Source organism: Microbacterium resistens (assembly GCF_031456305.1).
GTDB lineage: Bacteria > Actinomycetota > Actinomycetes > Actinomycetales > Microbacteriaceae > Microbacterium > Microbacterium resistens_A.
In genome coordinates, this window is the sequence record NZ_JAVDUM010000003.1 from 210266 (window position 1) to 228106 (window position 17841).

14 protein-coding genes are annotated in these 17841 nt (G+C 71.3%); 11 read left to right on the forward strand and 3 right to left on the reverse strand.

What is annotated here, in order from left to right; translation table 11 throughout:
* Positions 1–157 precede the first annotated feature (157 nt).
* On the forward strand, positions 158–1534 hold the full coding sequence (locus J2Y69_RS04845; RefSeq protein WP_310018123.1) for an APC family permease: 1377 nt from the start codon (positions 158–160) through the stop codon (positions 1532–1534).
* Here the strand turns inward: J2Y69_RS04845 and J2Y69_RS04850 are convergent.
* Positions 1524–5183: a multifunctional oxoglutarate decarboxylase/oxoglutarate dehydrogenase thiamine pyrophosphate-binding subunit/dihydrolipoyllysine-residue succinyltransferase subunit gene (locus J2Y69_RS04850; RefSeq protein ID WP_310018125.1), complete on the reverse strand. Its 3660-nt coding sequence runs from the start codon at positions 5181–5183 to the stop codon at positions 1524–1526. The genes J2Y69_RS04845 and J2Y69_RS04850 overlap by 11 nt on opposite strands.
* Positions 5184–5337: 154 nt before the next feature.
* On the opposite strand from J2Y69_RS04850, the gene guaB1 reads away from it, so the two are divergent.
* From guaB1 to J2Y69_RS04870, 4 genes are all read left to right on the forward strand, one after another.
* A complete protein-coding gene (gene guaB1 / locus J2Y69_RS04855) occupies positions 5338–6792 on the forward strand; it encodes a GMP reductase (RefSeq protein ID WP_310018127.1) in 1455 nt (484 codons plus the stop codon).
* Between the two features lie 385 nt (positions 6793–7177).
* Positions 7178–8152: a hypothetical protein gene (locus J2Y69_RS04860; RefSeq protein ID WP_310018129.1), complete on the forward strand. Its 975-nt coding sequence runs from the start codon at positions 7178–7180 to the stop codon at positions 8150–8152.
* A 307-nt stretch (positions 8153–8459) separates the two neighbouring features.
* Positions 8460–9785, forward strand: coding sequence for a hemolysin family protein (locus tag J2Y69_RS04865; RefSeq protein WP_310018318.1), 1326 nt, complete (start codon positions 8460–8462; stop codon positions 9783–9785).
* Positions 9782–10843: a hemolysin family protein gene (locus J2Y69_RS04870; protein ID WP_310018132.1), complete on the forward strand. Its 1062-nt coding sequence runs from the start codon at positions 9782–9784 to the stop codon at positions 10841–10843. The genes J2Y69_RS04865 and J2Y69_RS04870 overlap by 4 nt, the downstream gene beginning before the upstream one ends.
* Before the next feature lie 13 nt (positions 10844–10856).
* Here J2Y69_RS04870 and J2Y69_RS04875 read toward each other — a convergent pair whose 3' ends face one another.
* Positions 10857–11927, reverse strand: a complete 1071-nt coding sequence (locus tag J2Y69_RS04875; RefSeq protein WP_310018133.1) for an NADH:flavin oxidoreductase/NADH oxidase — start codon at positions 11925–11927, stop codon at positions 10857–10859.
* Positions 11928–11983: 56 nt separating this feature from the next.
* Here J2Y69_RS04875 and J2Y69_RS04880 point away from each other — a divergent pair, with 56 nt between their 5' ends.
* The 3 genes from J2Y69_RS04880 to J2Y69_RS04890 are packed head-to-tail and all read left to right on the forward strand — an operon-like array spanning position 11984 to position 14440.
* A complete protein-coding gene (locus J2Y69_RS04880; protein ID WP_310018135.1) occupies positions 11984–12880 on the forward strand; it encodes an ADP-dependent NAD(P)H-hydrate dehydratase in 897 nt (298 codons plus the stop codon).
* Complete coding sequence (locus J2Y69_RS04885; RefSeq protein WP_310018137.1) at positions 12877–14094, forward strand: hypothetical protein; 1218 nt, start codon at positions 12877–12879, stop codon at positions 14092–14094. Before J2Y69_RS04880 ends, J2Y69_RS04885 begins: the two co-directional genes overlap by 4 nt.
* Positions 14095–14107: 13 nt before the next feature.
* On the forward strand, positions 14108–14440 hold the full coding sequence (locus J2Y69_RS04890; protein WP_310018139.1) for a thiamine-binding protein: 333 nt from the start codon (positions 14108–14110) through the stop codon (positions 14438–14440).
* Between the two features lie 59 nt (positions 14441–14499).
* Here the strand turns inward: J2Y69_RS04890 and J2Y69_RS04895 are convergent, their stop codons facing one another.
* The gene (locus J2Y69_RS04895; RefSeq protein ID WP_310018141.1) at positions 14500–15438 is read right to left on the reverse strand and encodes a GlxA family transcriptional regulator; all 939 of its coding nucleotides are present in this window, start codon (positions 15436–15438) and stop codon (positions 14500–14502) included.
* Between the two features lie 107 nt (positions 15439–15545).
* On the opposite strand from J2Y69_RS04895, the gene J2Y69_RS04900 reads away from it, so the two are divergent.
* The 3 genes from J2Y69_RS04900 to J2Y69_RS04910 all read left to right on the forward strand — a co-directional run bounded on the left by J2Y69_RS04900 (position 15546) and on the right by J2Y69_RS04910 (position 17829).
* The gene (locus tag J2Y69_RS04900) at positions 15546–16499 is read left to right on the forward strand and encodes an NADP-dependent oxidoreductase (RefSeq protein WP_310018142.1); all 954 of its coding nucleotides are present in this window, start codon (positions 15546–15548) and stop codon (positions 16497–16499) included.
* 113 nt (positions 16500–16612) lie between these two features.
* Positions 16613–17182, forward strand: a complete 570-nt coding sequence (locus J2Y69_RS04905; RefSeq protein WP_310018144.1) for a GNAT family N-acetyltransferase — start codon at positions 16613–16615, stop codon at positions 17180–17182.
* Positions 17183–17187: 5 nt separating this feature from the next.
* Positions 17188–17829 (forward strand): NUDIX hydrolase, encoded by a 642-nt coding sequence (locus tag J2Y69_RS04910; RefSeq protein WP_310018146.1) that lies wholly within the window; start codon positions 17188–17190, stop codon positions 17827–17829.
* Positions 17830–17841 lie beyond the last annotated feature (12 nt).

Sequence of the window (17841 nt, forward strand, 5' to 3'; positions counted from 1 at the left end):
CGTTAGGGGCGCCCTGCTCTCCTCCGGGTCTCTTCCGGCCGTCGTCGACCGTGCTGCCCGCATCGATCGGGACAGAGTCCGTATCGTTTCCGCCATTGTGCGCGATACCGAGGGGATGGCCGGTCCTGACGTCGGCGGCGGTCGCTAGCGTGATCGCATGAGCGCACAGGAGTCCTGCGGCAGCCGCCCCGTCCGGCTCCCCGAGGAGGGGAACCGGGGTCCCGGAGGCCGCCTCGGGCTCGCTCAGGGGGTCGCCCTGTATCTGGCCTCGGTTCTGGGCACCGGTCTGCTGGTGCTGCCGGGGCTCGCGGCGCACGTCGCCGGCCCCGCGAGTCTGGTCGCGGTCGCGGCCGTCACCGTGCTCGCCATCCCGCTCGCAGGCACCTTCGCCGCGCTCGCGGCGCGCTACCCCGATCCGGGCGGCGTGGCCAGCTACGTGCGCCGCGCACTGGGGCCCACGGCCGCGAGAGCGACCGGCTACTGGTTCCTGTTCGGGGTCGCCGCCGGCGGCCCCGTCGTCGCGGTCCTCGGCGCCCGCTACATCGCCACGATCGTGGGCATCGACGCCGGGGCCGTCCCGGTTCTCGCCCTGGCCTTCCTGGCCCTGCCGTTCGCGGCGAACCTGCTCGGGGTCCGCGTGACGGGATGGATCCAGCTGCTGCTGACCGGGCTCCTCCTCGCGGTGGTGGTGCTCGTCGTCGCTCTCGCGGCACCCGCGGTGGAGCCGGCGCACTTCGAGCCCTTCCTGCCCCACGGGTGGGGCGGAGTGGGCACCGCGATCGTCATGTTCGTGTGGGCTTTCGCGGGATGGGAGGTGGGCACGCACATCTCCGGGGAGTTCGCGCGCCCGCGTCGGACGATCCCGCTCGCCACGGCGATCACCCTCGTCCTGTCTGGTGCGAGCTATCTCGCGCTGCAGGTCGTGACCGTCGGTGCGCTGGGCGACGCGGCGGGGCGGGGCGATGTCGTGCTCCTCGATCTTGCGAGGGCCGGGGATCTCGGGGCGGCGCCCGTCCTGATCGGCGCGGTGGCCGGGATCGTCGCCGTCGGCGTCCTGAACGTGTACCTGTCCGCGTTCGCGAAGCTCGGCGCCTCGCTCGCGTCGACCGGGGATCTGCCCCGGGCGCTCGCGAAGGGCGTGGAGAACGGTGCGGTGCCCCGTCGAGCGCTGGCATGCACAGGCGTGCTGGTGCTCGCCTACCTGGGCGTCGTCGTGCTCACCGGGATGGACCTTCAGCCGTTCATCCTCATCCACACCGCGAGCATGGTGGCGATCTACGCGCTGGGCATGGTCGCGGCGGTGCGGATCCTCCGCCGGGGAAGCCTCGGATGGTGGTTCGCCGTCGTCGCCTCGATCCTGACCATCGGGCTGCTGATGCTCGCAGGAGCGGCGCTGGTGGTCCCCGCGGTGCTCGCGGTCGCCGCGGTCCTCGTCGGCGTCGTGCAGCAGAGACGACGACGCGGCGCCCCGGTTTCCCGGAGCGCCGCGTCGGAGGAGGGGGTCGCGGACGGCGACCGATCGCTCAGAGGGTGAGCGCGCGCTTGAGCAGGTCCGCCTGCTCGGCGGCGTGCACCTTGGACGACCCGGTCGAGGGCGCCGCGGCGGCCGCTCGCGTGATCGGACGCACCGTGCGCGGGCCATCCGTCGAGAGGAAGCTCAGCGCCAGGAACGGCCATGCGCCCTGGTTCTCCGGCTCCTCTTGGACCCAGACGAGCTCAGCGTTCGGGTAGGAGTCGGCGACCGCCTTGAGCTCGGCGAGCGGGACGGGGTACAGCTGCTCGACACGCACGAGCGCGACCTCGGGGTTGGGGTTCTTCTCCAGCTCGGAGCGCAGGTCCCAGTGCACCTTGCCCGAGTGGAAGAGCACCCGCTTGACCGCGTTCCGGTCGAGCTGCCGCTCATCGTCGATGACCGGCTCGAACCGTCCGCGGGTGAAGTCCTCCACGGGGCTGGTCGCGCCGCGCAGGCGCAGCATCGCCTTCGGGGTGAACACCACGAGCGGCTTGCGCGGCCGGGCGTAGGCCTGGCGCCGCAGCAGGTGGAAGTACGACGCCGGGGTCGAGGGGCGGGCGACGACCATGTTCTCCTGGGCGCACAGCTGCAGGAACCGCTCGATGCGGGCGGAGGAGTGATCCGGTCCCTGACCCTCGTAGCCGTGGGGGAGCAGGAGCACGACGCCGGACTGCTGGCCCCACTTCTGCTCGGCGGCGGAGATGTACTCGTCCACGACCGACTGCGCGCCGTTCGCGAAGTCGCCGAACTGCGCCTCCCAGAGCACGAGCGCCTCGGGCGCCTCCACGGAGTACCCGTACTCGAACGCGAGCGCGGCGTACTCGCTGAGGAGCGAGTCGTAGACGAAGAAGCGTCCCTGGTTGTCGGAGATGTTCGCCAGCGGCAGCCATTCCTGGCCGTTCGAGCGATCGTGGAGCACGGCGTGACGCTGCACGAACGTGCCGCGGCGCGAGTCCTGACCGGCGAGGCGGACGGGCGTGCCCTCGATGAGGAGGGAGCCGAATGCGAGAAGCTCGCCGAAGCCCCAGTCGATCCCGCCCTTGCGGCTCATGTCCAGGCGCTTGTCCAGCTGCTGCTGGAGCTTGGCGTGCACGGTGAAGCCCTCGGGCTTGTTGGCGTGCGCGTCCCCGATGAGGTTGATGACCTCCTGCGGGACCCCGGTGACCTCGGGCACGCCGCTCTTCGCGTCCACGGGGGCAAGCTCCGGGGCGATCGGCGTCGCGCCGGTCTCGGCGGCGTGGGTCTCGGCGAACGCGATCTCCAGACGGTTCTGGAAGTCGGCCTTGGCCTGGTCGTACTCCTCCAGGGTGATGTCGCCGCGGCCGACGAGCGACTCGGTGTACAGGCTGCGCACGGAGCGCTTGGCCTGGATGAGGTCGGTCATCAGCGGCTGGGTCATCGACGGGTCATCGCCCTCGTTGTGACCGCGGCGGCGGTAGCAGACGAGGTCGATCACGATGTCGCGGTGGAACCGCTCGCGGTACTCGAAGGCGAGCTGGGCGACGTGGATGACGGCCTCCGGGTCGTCACCGTTCACGTGCAGGACCGGCGCCTGGATCGTCTTGGCGACGTCCGTCGCGTACACCGAGGAGCGCGAGTCGGTCGGAAGCGTCGTGAAGCCGACCTGGTTGTTCACCACGACGTGCACGGTCCCGCCGGTGCGGTAGCCGCGGAGCTGCGACATCTGCAGCGTCTCGACCACCACGCCCTGCCCGGCGAACGCGGCGTCGCCGTGCACGAGGACCGGGAGCCAGGTGAAGGTGCCGATGGGCTTGCGGTCCTGCTTCGCGCGGACGATGCCCTCGAGGACGCCGTCGACGGTCTCCAGGTGGGACGGGTTCGCCGCGAGGTAGACGGGCAGCTCCGATCCGCTGTCGGCCACGAACGTGCCCTCGGTGCCGAGGTGGTACTTGACGTCGCCCGAGCCGCGCTGGTTGCCCGGCGTGGTCGCGCCCTCGAACTCGCGGAACACCTGACCGTAGGTCTTGCCCGCGATGTTGGTGAGCACGTTCAGGCGACCGCGGTGGGCCATGCCGATCGCGGCGCCCTCCAGCCCTGCCTCGGCCGCGCCCTGGAGGATCTCGTCCAGGAGCGGGATGAGCGACTCTCCGCCTTCGAGGCTGAAGCGCTTCTGCCCGACGTACTTCGTCTGCAGGAAGGTCTCGAAGGCCTCGGCCTCGTTGAGCTTGCTCAGCACGCGGAGCTGCTCGTCGTGCCCCGGCTTGACGTACCGGATCTCGACCTTCTCCTGGAACCACCGGCGCTGGTCGGGATCCTGGATGTGCATGTACTCGATGCCGATCGTGCGGCAGTACGAGTCGCGGAGGACGCCCAGGATCTCGCGCAGCTTGAGCATCCGGTGCCCGCCGAAGCCGTTGGTGACGAACTCGCGGTCCAGGTCCCAGAACGTCAGGCCGTGGCTCTCGATCTCGAGGTCCGGGTGCGAGCGCTGCACGTACTCGAGCGGGTCGATGTCGGCCATGAGGTGGCCGCGCACGCGGTAGGCGTTGATGAGCTCCTGGACGCGCGCGGTCTTGTCGATGCGCTCGGCCAGGTCGACGGCGATGTCGTCCGCCCAGCGGATCGGGGCGTAGGGGATGCGCAGCGCGCGGAAGATGTCGTCGTAGAAGTCGCGCTGGCCGAGCAGCAGCTCATGCACCTTCTTGAGGAACTCGCCCGATCCCGCACCCTGGATGACGCGGTGGTCGTAGGTACTGGTCAGCGTGATGGTCTTGCCGATGCCGAGCGCGTTCAGCGTCTTCTGGCTGGACCCCTGGAACTCCGCGGGGTACTCCAGCGCTCCTGCGCCGATGATGCAGCCCTGCCCCTTCATGAGGCGGGGGACCGAGTGCACGGTGCCGATGCCGCCGGGGTTGGTCAGGGAGATCGTGGTGCCGGCGAAGTCCCCGGCGGTGAGCTTGTTGCCGCGGGCGCGGCCGACCAGGTCCTCGTAGGCGACGAGGTACTCGCTGAAGGTCATCGCGTCGGCGCGCTTGATGCTCGGCACCAGGAGCGCACGCGTGCCGTCGGGCTTGGGCAGGTCGATCGCGATGCCGAGGTTGACGTGGGCCGGCGCGACGACGGCGGGCTTGCCGTCCACCTCGGAGTAGAAGACGTTCTGGCTCGGGAACTCCTTGAGCGCCCGGATGATCGCCCAGCCGATCAGGTGGGTGAAGCTGACCTTGCCGCCGCGGGTGCGGGCCATGTGGTTGTTGATGACGATGCGGTTGTCGATCATCAGCTTGGCCGGGATCGTACGGACGCTCGTCGCGGTGGGGACCGTGAGGGACTGGTCCATGTTCGCGGCCAGGGTCTTGGGCATGCCGCGGAGCGGCGTCACGACGTCCTCGTGCAGCTCCGCCGAGGTGTCGACGACCGAGGTGGGCGCCTGCGCCGGGATCGGCGCCTCACGGGCGGGGCGCGCCGTGGTCCTGGCGACCGGCTGCTGGCCGATCACGGGGATCGGCGCGGTGACGGGATGCGCCTCGACGGGAGGCTGCGGGGCGGCGGCGGCCTCGTCGGGCCGGTACTTCTCGAGGATCGGCCACCACTCCTTGTCCACGGAGTTGCGATCCACCTTGAACTGTTCGTAGAGCTCGTCGACGAGCCAGGAATTGGCTCCGAACCCCCCGTCGTCCGAAGTCCCGACGCCGGTCACCTGGCTCGACACGCTCGATCGCCCTCTTTCGTCGCTGAAGGTCGGTGGTCGCCGTCCCGGGACCCTCCCGGAGGTGCCACGCTTCGATCTCCAAGCCTAACGCTTTTCGCCGTGCGAATGCCCGAGCGCGCGCCTCGCGCGGCGTGTGAATCGATACCCTGGGCACATGCAGTTCTCCGGTGAACGACCCATGGTGGATCTGACCTACTCGGACGTGTTCCTCGTCCCCCGTCGATCCGACGTGACCAGCCGCCTCCAAGTGGACCTCGCGCCCCAGGACGGGACGCCGGCGACCATCCCCCTGGTGGCCTCCAACATGAACTCCGTGACCGGTCCGCGCCTGGCCGCCACCCTCGCCCGTCGAGGCGGCATCGGGGTCCTCCCGCAGGACATGCCGCTGCAAGACCTGGACGAGGCGATCCGGTGGGTCAAGCGGCAGCCGGTCGCCTGGGACACCCCGCTGGTGCTCGCCCCGTCCGCGTCGGTGGAGGATGCGCTGCGCCTGCTTCCGGCCACCGAGGGGCACGGCATCGTCGTGGCCGATGGCGGCGACGACGTGCGGGCCGAGGGCATCCACGGCATCCTGCCCGCTGTCCGCCTGGCGACGGCGCTCCGGGACGCGAAGCTCGGCGACCTCGTGCACGCCGACTCGCCCTCGCTGGACGCCGAGGACACGGAGGGCGGACGCGCCGCGTTCGACGCGATCACCGCCACCGGCGCCGACATGGTGTGCGTGCTCCGGCACGGACGTCTGGTCGGGACGCTCACCGCGCGGAGCGCGCTGCGCTCGACGCTCTACCGCCCGGCCGTCGACGCCGACGGCCGCCTCGCGGTCGCCGCGGCCGTCGGGATCAACGGGGACCTCGCCGCCAAGGCGAGGGCGCTCGCCGCGGCGGGGGTCGACGTCCTCGTGGTCGACACCGCGCACGGGCACCAGGAGGGCATGCTGCGGGCGCTGCAGACTGTCGCGTCGCTGGGACTCGGCATCCCCATCGTCGCCGGGAACATCGTCACCGCGGACGGCGTGCGCGATCTCGTCGACGCGGGCGCCTCGATCCTGAAGGTCGGCGTCGGCCCCGGCGCGATGTGCACGACCCGCATGATGACGGCCGTCGGCCGGCCCCAGTTCTCCGCCGTCCTGGAGACGGCCGAGGCCGCGCGGGAGCTCGGCGCCCATGTCTGGGCGGACGGCGGGGTCCGTTACCCGCGCGACGTCGCGCTCGCGCTCGCCGCGGGCGCCGCCTCCGTGATGGTCGGATCGTGGTTCGCCGGCACGATCGAGGCCCCGGGCGAGCTGCAGGCGGATGCCGAGGGGCGTGTGTACAAGGAGTCGTGGGGGATGGCCTCGACCAAGGCGGTGCAGGCGCGGTTCGGCCGCCTCGACGCCTATGAGCGTGCGCGCAAGGAGCTGTTCGCGGAGGGCATCTCCTCGTCGCGGATCTACCTCGATCCGCTCCGCCCCGGCCTTGAGGACCTGCTGGACATGATCACGTCCGGCGTGCGGTCCTCCTTCACCTACGCGGGGGCCTCGTCCGTTCCCGACTTCCACGAGCGGGCCCTTGTCGGCCTGCAGTCCGCGGCCGGATACGAAGAGGGCAAAGCACTTCCGGTGAGCTGGTAGCCGCCCACGCGGTTGGTGCGGTGGTGCGCTGCCGGTTGGCGCGCTGCTGTTTTGTGGCGCAGCCGGCGCCGCCGGTGGTCGCGCGCTGCTGATTCCTGCGCGCTGCTGATTCCTGCGTGCGCTGCTGATTCCTGCGGTCGCGCTGTCGATTTCTGTCCGCGCTGCGCAAAGCGTCGCAGCGCGGACAGGGATCAGCAGCGCAGGCAACCGGGCGGGCAGGCCGGGGCGCCACCGGCCGAGGGACGTGCGCGGAGGCAGGGCCAGGAACGGGACCGGGCCGCCGGCTCCGGAAGGTCTTCCTGCACCGTTTCTCCGTCGGACGACTTCTGCACAGGATCGGGCACAGGCCCTCTCCATGACAGTGATGGCCTGCGAGGGTTGCCGCATGGAGGCCTCGAGCGAGCACCCGATCCCCGTCTACCGCCGTCGGGAGCGAGACGGCGTGCCGGTCGATGATCGCAGGCTCCGGCGCCTCCTCGATGCCGGATCCCTGGTCCGTGTCGCGGCGGGGAGCTTCGTGCCGGCAGAGGCCTGGCATGCGCTGGACCCGATGGCTCGGCATCGGGTGCGGGTGCTGGAGATCGCGGACCGGACGCGCGGTCCTCAGGTGTTCACCCATGCGGCGGCAGCGGCGATCTGGGGCGTCGATCGGGTCAGGGCTTGGCCGTTGCGGATCGAGGTTCGGATCGCGAAGGCGTCCGGCGGGCGGTCCTCGGGCGCGGTTCAGCGTCGCGCGCTCGGGTTCGACGGTGTGGAGATCGTGCCGTGGCGGGGCCATCTGGTCACGTCGCCGGCGCAGACGGCCGTCGACATCGCCGCGGAGTCTCCCTTCGTCGATGGCGTCATCGCAATGGATCAGGTCCGCTGGATGCGAAGAGCCGGCGGCGCGATGGCCGACGCGCGGGCCTTGGCCGAGGTGCTCGCCCGGCGGAGCGGTCGGGGTATGGCGAGGGCTCATGAGGCCTTCGCGTTCAGCACGGGGCTGTCGGACTCCGTGCGGGAGTCGCAGAGCCGAGTGCTCCTTGACCGATTGGGCTTTCCCGCTCCCGTCTTGCAGCGGCGCTTCGTCCTGCCGGGCTTCGGCGCCGTCCGCAGTGACTTCTTCTTCGAGGAGTACGACCACGCCGGGGAGTTCGATGGAACGGGGAAGTACCTGGATCCTGCGCTCCTCGACGGGATGACGCCGGCGCAGGCGCTGATCCGGGAGAAGGACCGTGGCGACGCGTTGCGCCGAGCGGTCTGCCGGGTGTCGCGCTGGCGAACGCCCGCGCTGGATGATCCGCGCCTCCTGTATGACATCCTGAGCGCGGACGGACTCCCCTCGCGCTCTCCTCGCCCTCGTGCTGCCGCCACATGGTGATCCTGCGTGTCGCTCCCGGTGGCGATCTCCCGCGTCGCGCGCCATATTCCTGCTCGCGCTGCGCCGATTTCCACCGCGCACGCAGGGAAGAGCAGCGCGAACAGGGCCGGACCCAGGAAAGTGCAGCGCGGCGGTGGGCCGGCAGCGGGAGGCAGCGAAACGGCGACCACAGGGCGGTGCATGAAGTGGGCGAACTCGGCATCGATTCAGGGATCGTGGCTAGAATCTTCCTCACCATGGACGACCCTCCCTCTTGTAGTACATCGCCCCACTGCCCGCCCTCCTCCCTCGTGGAGGAACAGTCGTGATCGACTACATCTGGCTGGGCGTGGGGCTCCTGCTCACCATCGGGACCGGACTGTTCGTCGCGAGCGAGTTCGCGCTGGTCAATCTCGATCGGGCCGAACTGGAAGCGCGTCGCGATCGCGGGGAGACCCGCCTGGCGATGACGATCGCGGCGCTGAGGATCACCTCGACGCACCTCTCGTCGGCACAGCTGGGGATCACCCTCACCACCCTGCTGACGGGTTTCACGATGGAGCCGGCGCTGTCCAGCCTGCTCCGACCGGTGCTGACCGGCTGGGGGCTGCCGGAGGCCGCGGTCTCGCCGGTCGCCGTGGTGATCGCCATGGTCACTGCGACGATGCTCTCGATGATCCTCGGCGAGCTCGTCCCGAAGAACTTCGCCCTCGCGCTTCCCCGGGAGACGGCCAAGCTCGTGATGCCGTTCCAGACGGCGTTCACGTGGGTGTTCCGTCCTGCTGTCGTCGTGCTCAACGGCAGCGCCAACGCGGTGCTGCGCGCGATGGGCATCGAGCCGAAGGAGGAGCTCTCGGGCGCGCGTTCCGCGGAGGAGCTGTCCTCGCTCGTGAGGCGCTCCGCGAGCGCGGGCGTTCTGGAGGCCGACACCGCGTCACTCCTCGACCGCAGCCTGAGCTTCTCCCGGCTGAGCGCCGCCGACGTGATGACGGCACGGCCGAGCATGCACGCCGTCGCCGCCGGCGACCCCGCCGAGGAGGTCATCCAGCTCGCGCGGCGCACCGGGCACAGCAGGTTCCCGGTCTACGACGAGTCGCTGGACGACATCACCGGGGTCGTGCACCTCAAGGCCGCCGTCTCCGTGCCGCGGGAGCGTCGCGGGGAGGTCCCCGCCGCCGCCCTCGCGACCGAGCCGCTGCGGGTTCCGGAGACCGTCCATCTCGACGTCCTCGTCGCCGAGCTGCGCAACCGCGGCTACCAGATGGCGATCGTGGTCGACGAGTATGGCGGGACCGCGGGGGTCGTGACATTGGAGGATTTGGTGGAGGAGATCGTCGGCGAGGTCTCCGACGAGCATGATCGCAGTCGCGCCGGCGTCGTGCACGGCCGCGACTCCGTGACGTTCCCAGGCGAGCTCCGTCCGGACGAGCTGCGCGCGAGCGCGGGGATCGAGGTCCCCGAGGGCGATGTCTACGACACCGTCGGCGGCTACGTCATGAGCGTGCTGGAACGGGTGCCCGTGACGGGTGACGAGGTGGAGGTCGAGGGCGGAACGCTCCAGGTCGTGCGGATGCACGGGCGACGGGTCGACCGGATCCGGTTCACGCCCACGCCGCCCGCTTCTGCGGGCGAGGACGGGGAGGCCGGCCGATGAGCGACTGGGCAGGCATCGTCTGGCTGTTCGTGCTGCTGATCGCGAACGCCTTCTTCGTCGGCGCGGAGTTCGCCGTGATCTCCGCCCGGCGCTCGCAGATCGAGCCGATGGCCGAACGTGGTTCACGGGCGGCGAAGACCGCGCTGTATGCGATGGAGCACGCCACGCTCATGCTGGCCACCTCCCAGCTCGGGATCACGGTGTGCTCGCTGCTGATCCTGAACGTGTCGGAGCCCGCGATCCACCATCTGCTCGCGATGCCGTTGCACGCCGTCGGGCTCACCGACGGCGCCGTGGACGGGGTCGCGTTCGCGATCACCCTCCTGCTGGTCTCGTTCCTGCACGTGGTGTTCGGCGAGATGGTGCCGAAGAACCTCGCGTTCTCGGTCCCCGACCGCGCCGTCCTGATCCTCGCGACCCCGCTGGTGTGGGTGTCGAAGGTGTTCTACCCGATCATCCGGGCGCTGAACGCGACGGCGAACGGTGTGGTGCGCCTCTTCCGGGTGGAGCCGAAGGACGAGGCGGCATCGACGTTCACGCTCGACGAGGTCGCCACGATCGTCGATCAGTCGCGCCGTGAGGGCGTGCTGGACGACTCCGCGGGGACGGTCGCCGCGGCTGTGGAGTTCACCGACAAGAAGGCGCGGGATGTCGCCGTCCCGCTCGCCTCCCTCGTGACGCTGCCGATGGGCTCGACGCCGGACGACGTCGAGCGCGCGGTCGCCAAGCACGGGTTCTCCCGCTACGTCATCGTGGACGAGGACGGCGGCGCCGTCGGCTATGTCCACCTCAAGGACGTGCTGCGGACCGCCGAGGGGCCCGATGCGGTGGTGAAGACGGTCCGGCCGATCCCCGCGAAGCGGATCCATCACATGGTCCCGGTCCAGGAGGACACCGACCTCGAGGACGCGCTGACCATCATGCGCCGGGCCGGTCGCCACCTCGCGCAGGTGCGCGATGCGGACGGGAGCATGACGGCGGTGCTGTTCCTCGAGGACATCATCGAGGAGCTCGTCGGGGAGGTGCAGGACGCGACCCGTCGCGGTCACCGACGGTGACCGGCCGCGCCCGTCAGCGCCAGCGGGCGCGCTGGTACTGAGCGGGCCAGTATGGCAGCTCGACGCCCAGCTCGTGGGCGGCCCGGAGCGCGAAATGCGGATCCCGCAGCCATTCGCGCCCCGCGAAGATCGCATCGGCGTCACCGGCGGCGAGCACGGCCTCGGCCTGCTCGCCGCCCGTGATGACGCCGACCGCGGAGGAGGGCACGCGCCCACCCCGTCGCACGGCGGACGCGAGCGGCACCTGATAGCCCGGATGCACGTCGATGCGCTGATGCGCCACGAGGCCGCCGCTGGAGACGTCGATGAGGTCGGCGCCGTGCTCGACGGCGAGGTCGCCGACGGTCGCTGCCTCTTCCGGCGTGAACCCGCCGTCGGCGTGGTCGGTCGCGGAGATCCGGACGAACAGCGGAACCTCGGGCCCCGCGGCCTCCCGCACCGCATCGACGACGCGCAGCAGCAGTCGTGCGCGATTCGCGAGCGGACCGCCGTACTCGTCGTCGCGGCGGTTGCTCAGCGGGGAGAGGAACTGATGCAGCAGGTACCCGTGCGCGGCGTGGATCTCCAGGACGTCGAAGCCGACCGCGACGGCGCGTCGCGCGGCTGTGGCGAAGGACGTGACGACGCGATCGATCCCGGGGCCGTCGAGGGCGATCGGCTCGGCGAAGCCCTCGAACGCGATGGCGGATGGTGCCGTCGTCGTCCATCCGCCGTCGGCGAGGGGCACGGAGCCCCGGCCTTCCGCCCAGGGCCACCAGGTCGACGCCTTGCGTCCCGCATGGGCGAGCTGGACGCCGATGACCCCGCCGCGGTCGTGGACCGATCGCACGACCGGTGCCCAGGCCTCGCCGTGCGCATCGCTCCAGAGGCCGGTGTCGCGGGGGGATATCCGTCCCTCCGGCACCACGGCTGTCGCCTCGGCGAGGATGAGCCCCGCCCCTCCCGAGGCGAACTGCGCGAGGTGCGTCCGGTGCCAGTCGTTCGGGATCCCGTCGTCCGCGCTGTACATGCACATCGGCGAGACCCACAGGCGGTTGCGGAGCGTGACTCCGCGGAACGTCAGGGGAGAGAAGAGGATGCTCACCAGCCGACCCTAGCCCGCTGTCCGGCGAGCGGGGCGGAGGGCAGTAGCGTTGAGGGATGCCGCAGCTTCGGGTATGGACCCGCGACGACACCAGCCGCCTGTTGAGGACCCCGGGGGACGACGACGACAAGCGCAGTCGCGGCGTCGTCGCCCTGCGCACCGGCTCGCCCGCCTATCCCGGCGCCGCCGTCCTCGGCGTCGAGGCGGCGTGGCGGTCCGGGTCCGGCTACGTGCGCTTCCTCGGCGAGCAGCGGCTCGCGGACGCCGTCCTCCTTCGCAGGCCGGAGACCGTCGTCGAGTCCGGCCACGCCGACGCGCTCCCGGCGGCGGACGCCTGGGTCATCGGCTCAGGAACCGACCCCGCGGACCGGACGGATGCGGAACGGGCGCTGCTTCAGACCGTCCTCCGGGGCGGAGCACCCGTCGTCGTTGACGCCGGTGCGCTCGATCTCGCGCCGGACGCATCGGCCCCGATTCTCGTGACGCCGCACGCCGGCGAGCTCGGCCGCCTCCGGGCGGAGCTGGGCCTCGCCGTCATCGGCAGCGACCAGCTGCGCGAGCCGGAGACGAGGGCGCGCGTGGTCGCGGAGACCGCGGCGGCCCTCGACGGCGTCGTCCTCCTTAAGGGTGCACGGACCCTCGTCGCCGATCCCGCCGGGACCGTCATCGCGATCGAGGCGGGCACGGGCTGGCTCGCGACCGCCGGCACGGGCGATGTCCTCGCCGGCGTCCTCGGCACGCTGCTCGCCGCCAATCCCGGGACGGAGCTCTCCGCGGTCGCTGCCGCAGGCGCCTGGCTGCACGGGCATGCGGGCCGGATCGCCGCGGGCGTGGCTGACACGAATAGCGCGGCTGGCACGGGTGACACGGATGACGGTGGCGGCGGCAGGCCGATCGTGGCGATGGATGTCGCGGAGGCCCTGCCCCGCGCCGTCGAGGGGGTGCTCGCATGAGGCGTTCGCCGGCGCTCGTCTGGATCGCGTTCCTCGCCGCCCATCTCCTCGTCGCCTGGCTCGGCTGGGTGCTCCCCAGCCTTCCGATGGGCGACGTCATCCTCGTCTACCAACCCTGGTCGCAGATGGCGCTCGGGGGATGGGAGATCGTCGGCGTCACCGAGACCTGGGTGTATCCGCAGCTCGCGCTCCTGCCGATGCTCCTCACCGAGGGGATGTCCATCCTCCTGGCGCCGATCGCCGGGAGCGGCAGCTACCTGATCGCCTGGGCGGTACTGGTCACGGCCATCGACGCGCTGGGCCTCGCAGTCCTCCTCGGCAGCGGGCGCAGCGCCGTGCGGCGCCGGGCTGCCTGGTTCTGGATCGCCGCCCTCGTGCTGCTCGGCCCGATCGCGATGTACCGCATCGACGCGATCACGGTCCCGATCGCGATCATGGGCGGCGTCTGGCTCCTCTCCCGCCCGGCCCTCGCCTCGGCGCTGTTCACCCTGGGCGCCTGGATGAAGATCTGGCCCGCAGCGCTCGTCCTCGCCTGCGTCGCCGTGCTCAAGGCGCGCTGGCGCGTCATCGTCGCGGCCGGTGCCGTCACGGTGGTCGTGGTCGTCGCCCTGGTGTCTCTGGGAGGCGGCTCGCACCTGCTCGGGTTCCTGACGGAGCAGACGGGTCGGGGGCTTCAGATCGAGGCGGTCGCCGCCACGCCGTTCCTGTGGCTCGCCGCCTTCGGCGGCGCACGCATCGCGTACAGCCAGGACATCCTCACGTTCCAGATCGCGGCCCCGGGGGCGGACGCCGTCTCGGCCGTGCTCACCCCGCTGATGGCGCTGGTCGCGGTCGGCATCGCAGGTCTCGCCGTCTGGCGGGTCCGCGCGGGCGCCGATCCGATGCGGCTGCTCCCGCCGACCATGCTCGCCCTGGTGACGGCGCTGATCGTCTGCAACAAGGTCGGCTCCCCGCAGTTCCAGACCTGGATGCTGGCGCCGATGGTGCTCTGGTGGCTGTACGACCGGAACCGCGCCGGCCTCCCCGCCGCCCTGGTGCTCGCCGCGTGCGTCCTCACCCAGGTGGTCTACCCGATCACCTATGACGCGCTGCTGGCGGCCGAGCCCTTCCCGATCGTGGTCATCAGCCTGCGGAACGCGATCGTCGTCGCCCTCTGCGTGCTGAGCATCCGCACTCTCGTGCGCACTCCTTCGTCGCGCATCGTCACCCACTGAACCGGAGGTCTCCATGCTGATCGCCTTCTCCGTCGCTCCGAGCGGCGCGCCCCAGGGCGGTGCCGACCACGCGGACGGTTCCGTTCACGACGCGGTGGCCGCTGCGGTCGCCGTCGTCCGCGACTCCGGGCTGCCGAACCGCACCTCGAGCATGTTCACGGAGATCGAGGGGGAGTGGGACGAGGTGATGGATGTGGTCAAGCGCGCCACCGAGGCCGTCATGCCGTTCGGCTCCCGAGTGTCCCTCGTGCTGAAGGCCGACATCCGGCCCGGCTACTCGGGCGAGATCGACGCCAAGATCGAGCGGCTCGAGGCGGCGATCGAGGAGACCGGCACGCAGGGGTGATGCGGTGAGCGTCGATCCGGCCGAGGCCGAGAGCGACTACTTCATCATGTTTGACGTCGTTATCCCGCGGATCGGGTGAACCGCGTCCGATACTGCTGCGGGGCGAGTCCGACCCGGTCGCGGAAGTGCTTGCGGAGCGCCGCCGACGTCGCGAAGCCGGATCGGGCAGCGATGGAGTCGACGGGGAGGTCGGTGGTCTCGAGGAGCTCGCGGGCGCGGTCGACCCGGGCGTCCGAGAACCAGTCGCCCATTGTTCGGCCGGTCTCGGCGCGAAAGCGCCGGGTGAGGGTACGCACGCTCATGCCGAACTCGTCGGCCACGGTGCTCAGGGACAGTGGCTCGTCGATGCGATCGACCAGCCACTCCTGGATGTCGCTCGCCGACCCGGTCGCGGTGGGGGCGATGACGGGCCTGGCGATGAACTGCCGCTGTCCGCCGCCGCGATGCGGGGCGGCCAGGGTGATCTGAGAGACGGTCGCGGCCACCGCCGCGCCATGATCGCGCCCGATCAGGTGCAGGGTCGCGTCGACCGCCGCGGAGGCCCCCGCCGCGGTGACGACGTGGCCGTTGTCCACGAACAGCTCGTCGCGCCGCATCCGCACCCGGGGGAACCGTCGCGCGAACTCGTCCGCCGCGCACCAATGCGTGGTCGCCTCCTGGTCATCGAGCAGTCCGGAGGCCGCGACCGTGAACGCGCCGGTGCAGTAGCTGACCACCCGTCGATCGGCGAAGCGGGACAGGCCGATCGGGTCCTCCGAGGTCTCGGCCCCGGTCCAGGGCGGGACGATGATGGTGTCGGCCGTCTCCAGCGCGCTGCGATCCGCTGTCGTCGTGATCGAGAAATCGGCGTTCGTCGGCACCGGGCCGCCGTCGAGGCTGCAGGTGGTCACCGAGTAGAGCGGCTCGCCGTCCCGATGCGCTGCCCGGAAGAAGCGGCCGGGAATCCCCAGCTCGTAGGGGAAGACCCCGGGGAGCGCGACGACGACGATCTTGTGCATGGCCATATCGTGACAGATATCGTCTATCTAGTCACTTTTCCCGCGCCGGAGGACAGGGGAAGCTGGTCTCACCGACCGACCAGGGTCGCTCATCCGAAAGAGGCATTATGCGTTCTGCCACCTACTCCGGCCCGGGAGCGGCCGCCGACGTCATCTCCATCGCGGACGAGGCGGTCCCGGTTCCGGGACCGACCGAGGTCATCGTCCGCGTCGCCGCCGCCGGCCTCAACCCCGTCGATGTGAAGATCCGCGCGGCAGCGGTCGACTTCGGGCCGATCGAATACTCCGACCGTCCCGGATGGGACGTCGCGGGCACGATCACCGCTCTCGGCGCCGACGTGCACGACTGGGCCGTGGGCGACACGGTGTTCGCGCTCGCCGGGTTCCCGCGCGCCGCCCACACGCTGGCCGAGTACGCCGCCGTCCCCGCCGCCGATCTGGCGGCGGTGCCGTCCGGCTGGAGCCTCGCCCAGGCGGGAGCCGCCCCCTTGGCCGCCCTCACCGCCTGGCAGGCGCTCGACGCCGCCGGCGTGGGCGCTCCGGGAACGGCCACGACCCCGCGGGTGCTCGTCCTCGGCGGAGCCGGAGGCGTCGGGCATCTGGCGATCCAGCTCGCGAAGGCCCGCGGCGCCAGAGTGCTCGCCACGGCGAGCCCGGCCAAGCACGAGCTCCTCCAGGGACTAGGCGTGGACGAGGTGATCGACTACCGTGACGAGGAGGCGCTCGCTGCCATCGGGCCGGTGGATGCGGTCATTGTGACCGTCGACGACACGCTCCCGCCGCGCGGCGCCGTCGTTCCGGGAACCGCGGTGGTCACGATCACCGGGTACTCGGACGATCAGCAGACGACGCTCGCCGGATGGGGAGCCGACCCGGTCGCGCGGATCCTCGTCGTCGCGAACGGCTCGCAGCTGGCCGAGATCGCGGGACTGGCCACCGCCGGAAAGGTGACGGTGCACCTGGACTCCGAGTACTCCCTCGACGACCTCGCCGCCGCGCAGGAGCGGGTGGAGAGCGGGCGGGTGACGGGCAAGGTCGTGGTCATCCTTCCCGAGGCCTGAACCCGCTCCCGAACCCGCCTCCCGAACCCGCTGCCCGAGCCCGGATCCCGAACGCATCGCATAGTGTGGACCGGGTCGGCTGCTCGTGCGCCGGCCGACGCGAAAGAGAAGGCATGCAGAACCCGCCCGTCATCCGCCGTGCGACGGCATCCGATCTGCCGGCAGCGGCCGAGGTCCTGGCCGCGGCGTTCTCCTCGTATCCCTGGACACGATGGTCCATCCCCGCCGAAGGCTACGCGGACCGGCTAGAAGAGCTTCAGCACCTCTACCTCGTCCATGCCCTCGATCACGGGCTCGTCCTGGTCGATGAGCGGGTGAGGTCCGTCGCCGCGTTCCTGCCGCCGGATGCCCCGTCCCTCGCCGCCGATGTCGAGGAGCGGGTGGCAGCCCTTCACGGCGACCGCCTCGCCGCTCTCGCGGAGCTGTCCGTCCCCGAGGCGCCCGACGGCGCGTGGACCCTGGCGACGGTCGGCGTGGACCCCGCCCATCAAGGGGCAGGGCTCGGGACCGCGATCACGGCGGCGGGGCTCGAGGAGATCGACGGGGATCCGGCGCCGGTCGCCCTGGAGACGTCCGATGACCGCAACGTCCGCCTCTACCAGCGGCTCGGATTCGTGATCGATGCGACCACCACGATCCCGGACGGACCGCCCGTGTACTCGATGAGTCGTCCGCGGCGGTGACACGGATGTCCGACACCGAGCTGCCGGTCGCGGGGACGGCGGTGATCCTCCGCGACGGCGCGACGGGGCCGGAGGTGCTGCTGATGCGGCGCCCCGACCGCGGGTCGTTCGCGAGCGCCTGGGTGTTCCCCGGGGGCAAGGTCGAGGAGGGGGACCGGCTCCCCGGCGCGACGGAGCGGGACGACGCCGCGCGCGCCGCGGTCCGGGAGAGTGCGGAGGAGGTCGGGCTGCGGATCGCGGATCCCGTGCCGCTGTCGTGCTGGTCGCCGCCGGCGGAGGTGCGGCCCCGTATCCGCACCTGGTTCTTCCTCGCGCACGATCCCGGTGGAGCGCTGGCCCCGTCCTCCGGCGAGGTCGAGGAGGCGGTGTGGATGTCGCCGATCACAGCCCTCGCCGCCCATGCCGCGGGCTCCCTCCTGCTCGTCCCGCCGACCTGGGTGACGCTGCACGCCCTGAGCGTCGCGGCCGATGTGGACGCCGTCTTCGCCGCGGCCGGGGAGATCGAGGTGCGGCACACCCGACTGCGCCGCACGGAGGAGGGCACGATGCACTACTGGGAGGGCGACGAGGAGCACGACGGCGGGATCGTCGGCGCCCGGCACCGCCTGGTCGCGGAAGGCCTGCCCTGGCGGTACGAGCGGAGCTGAGGCCCGCCCACC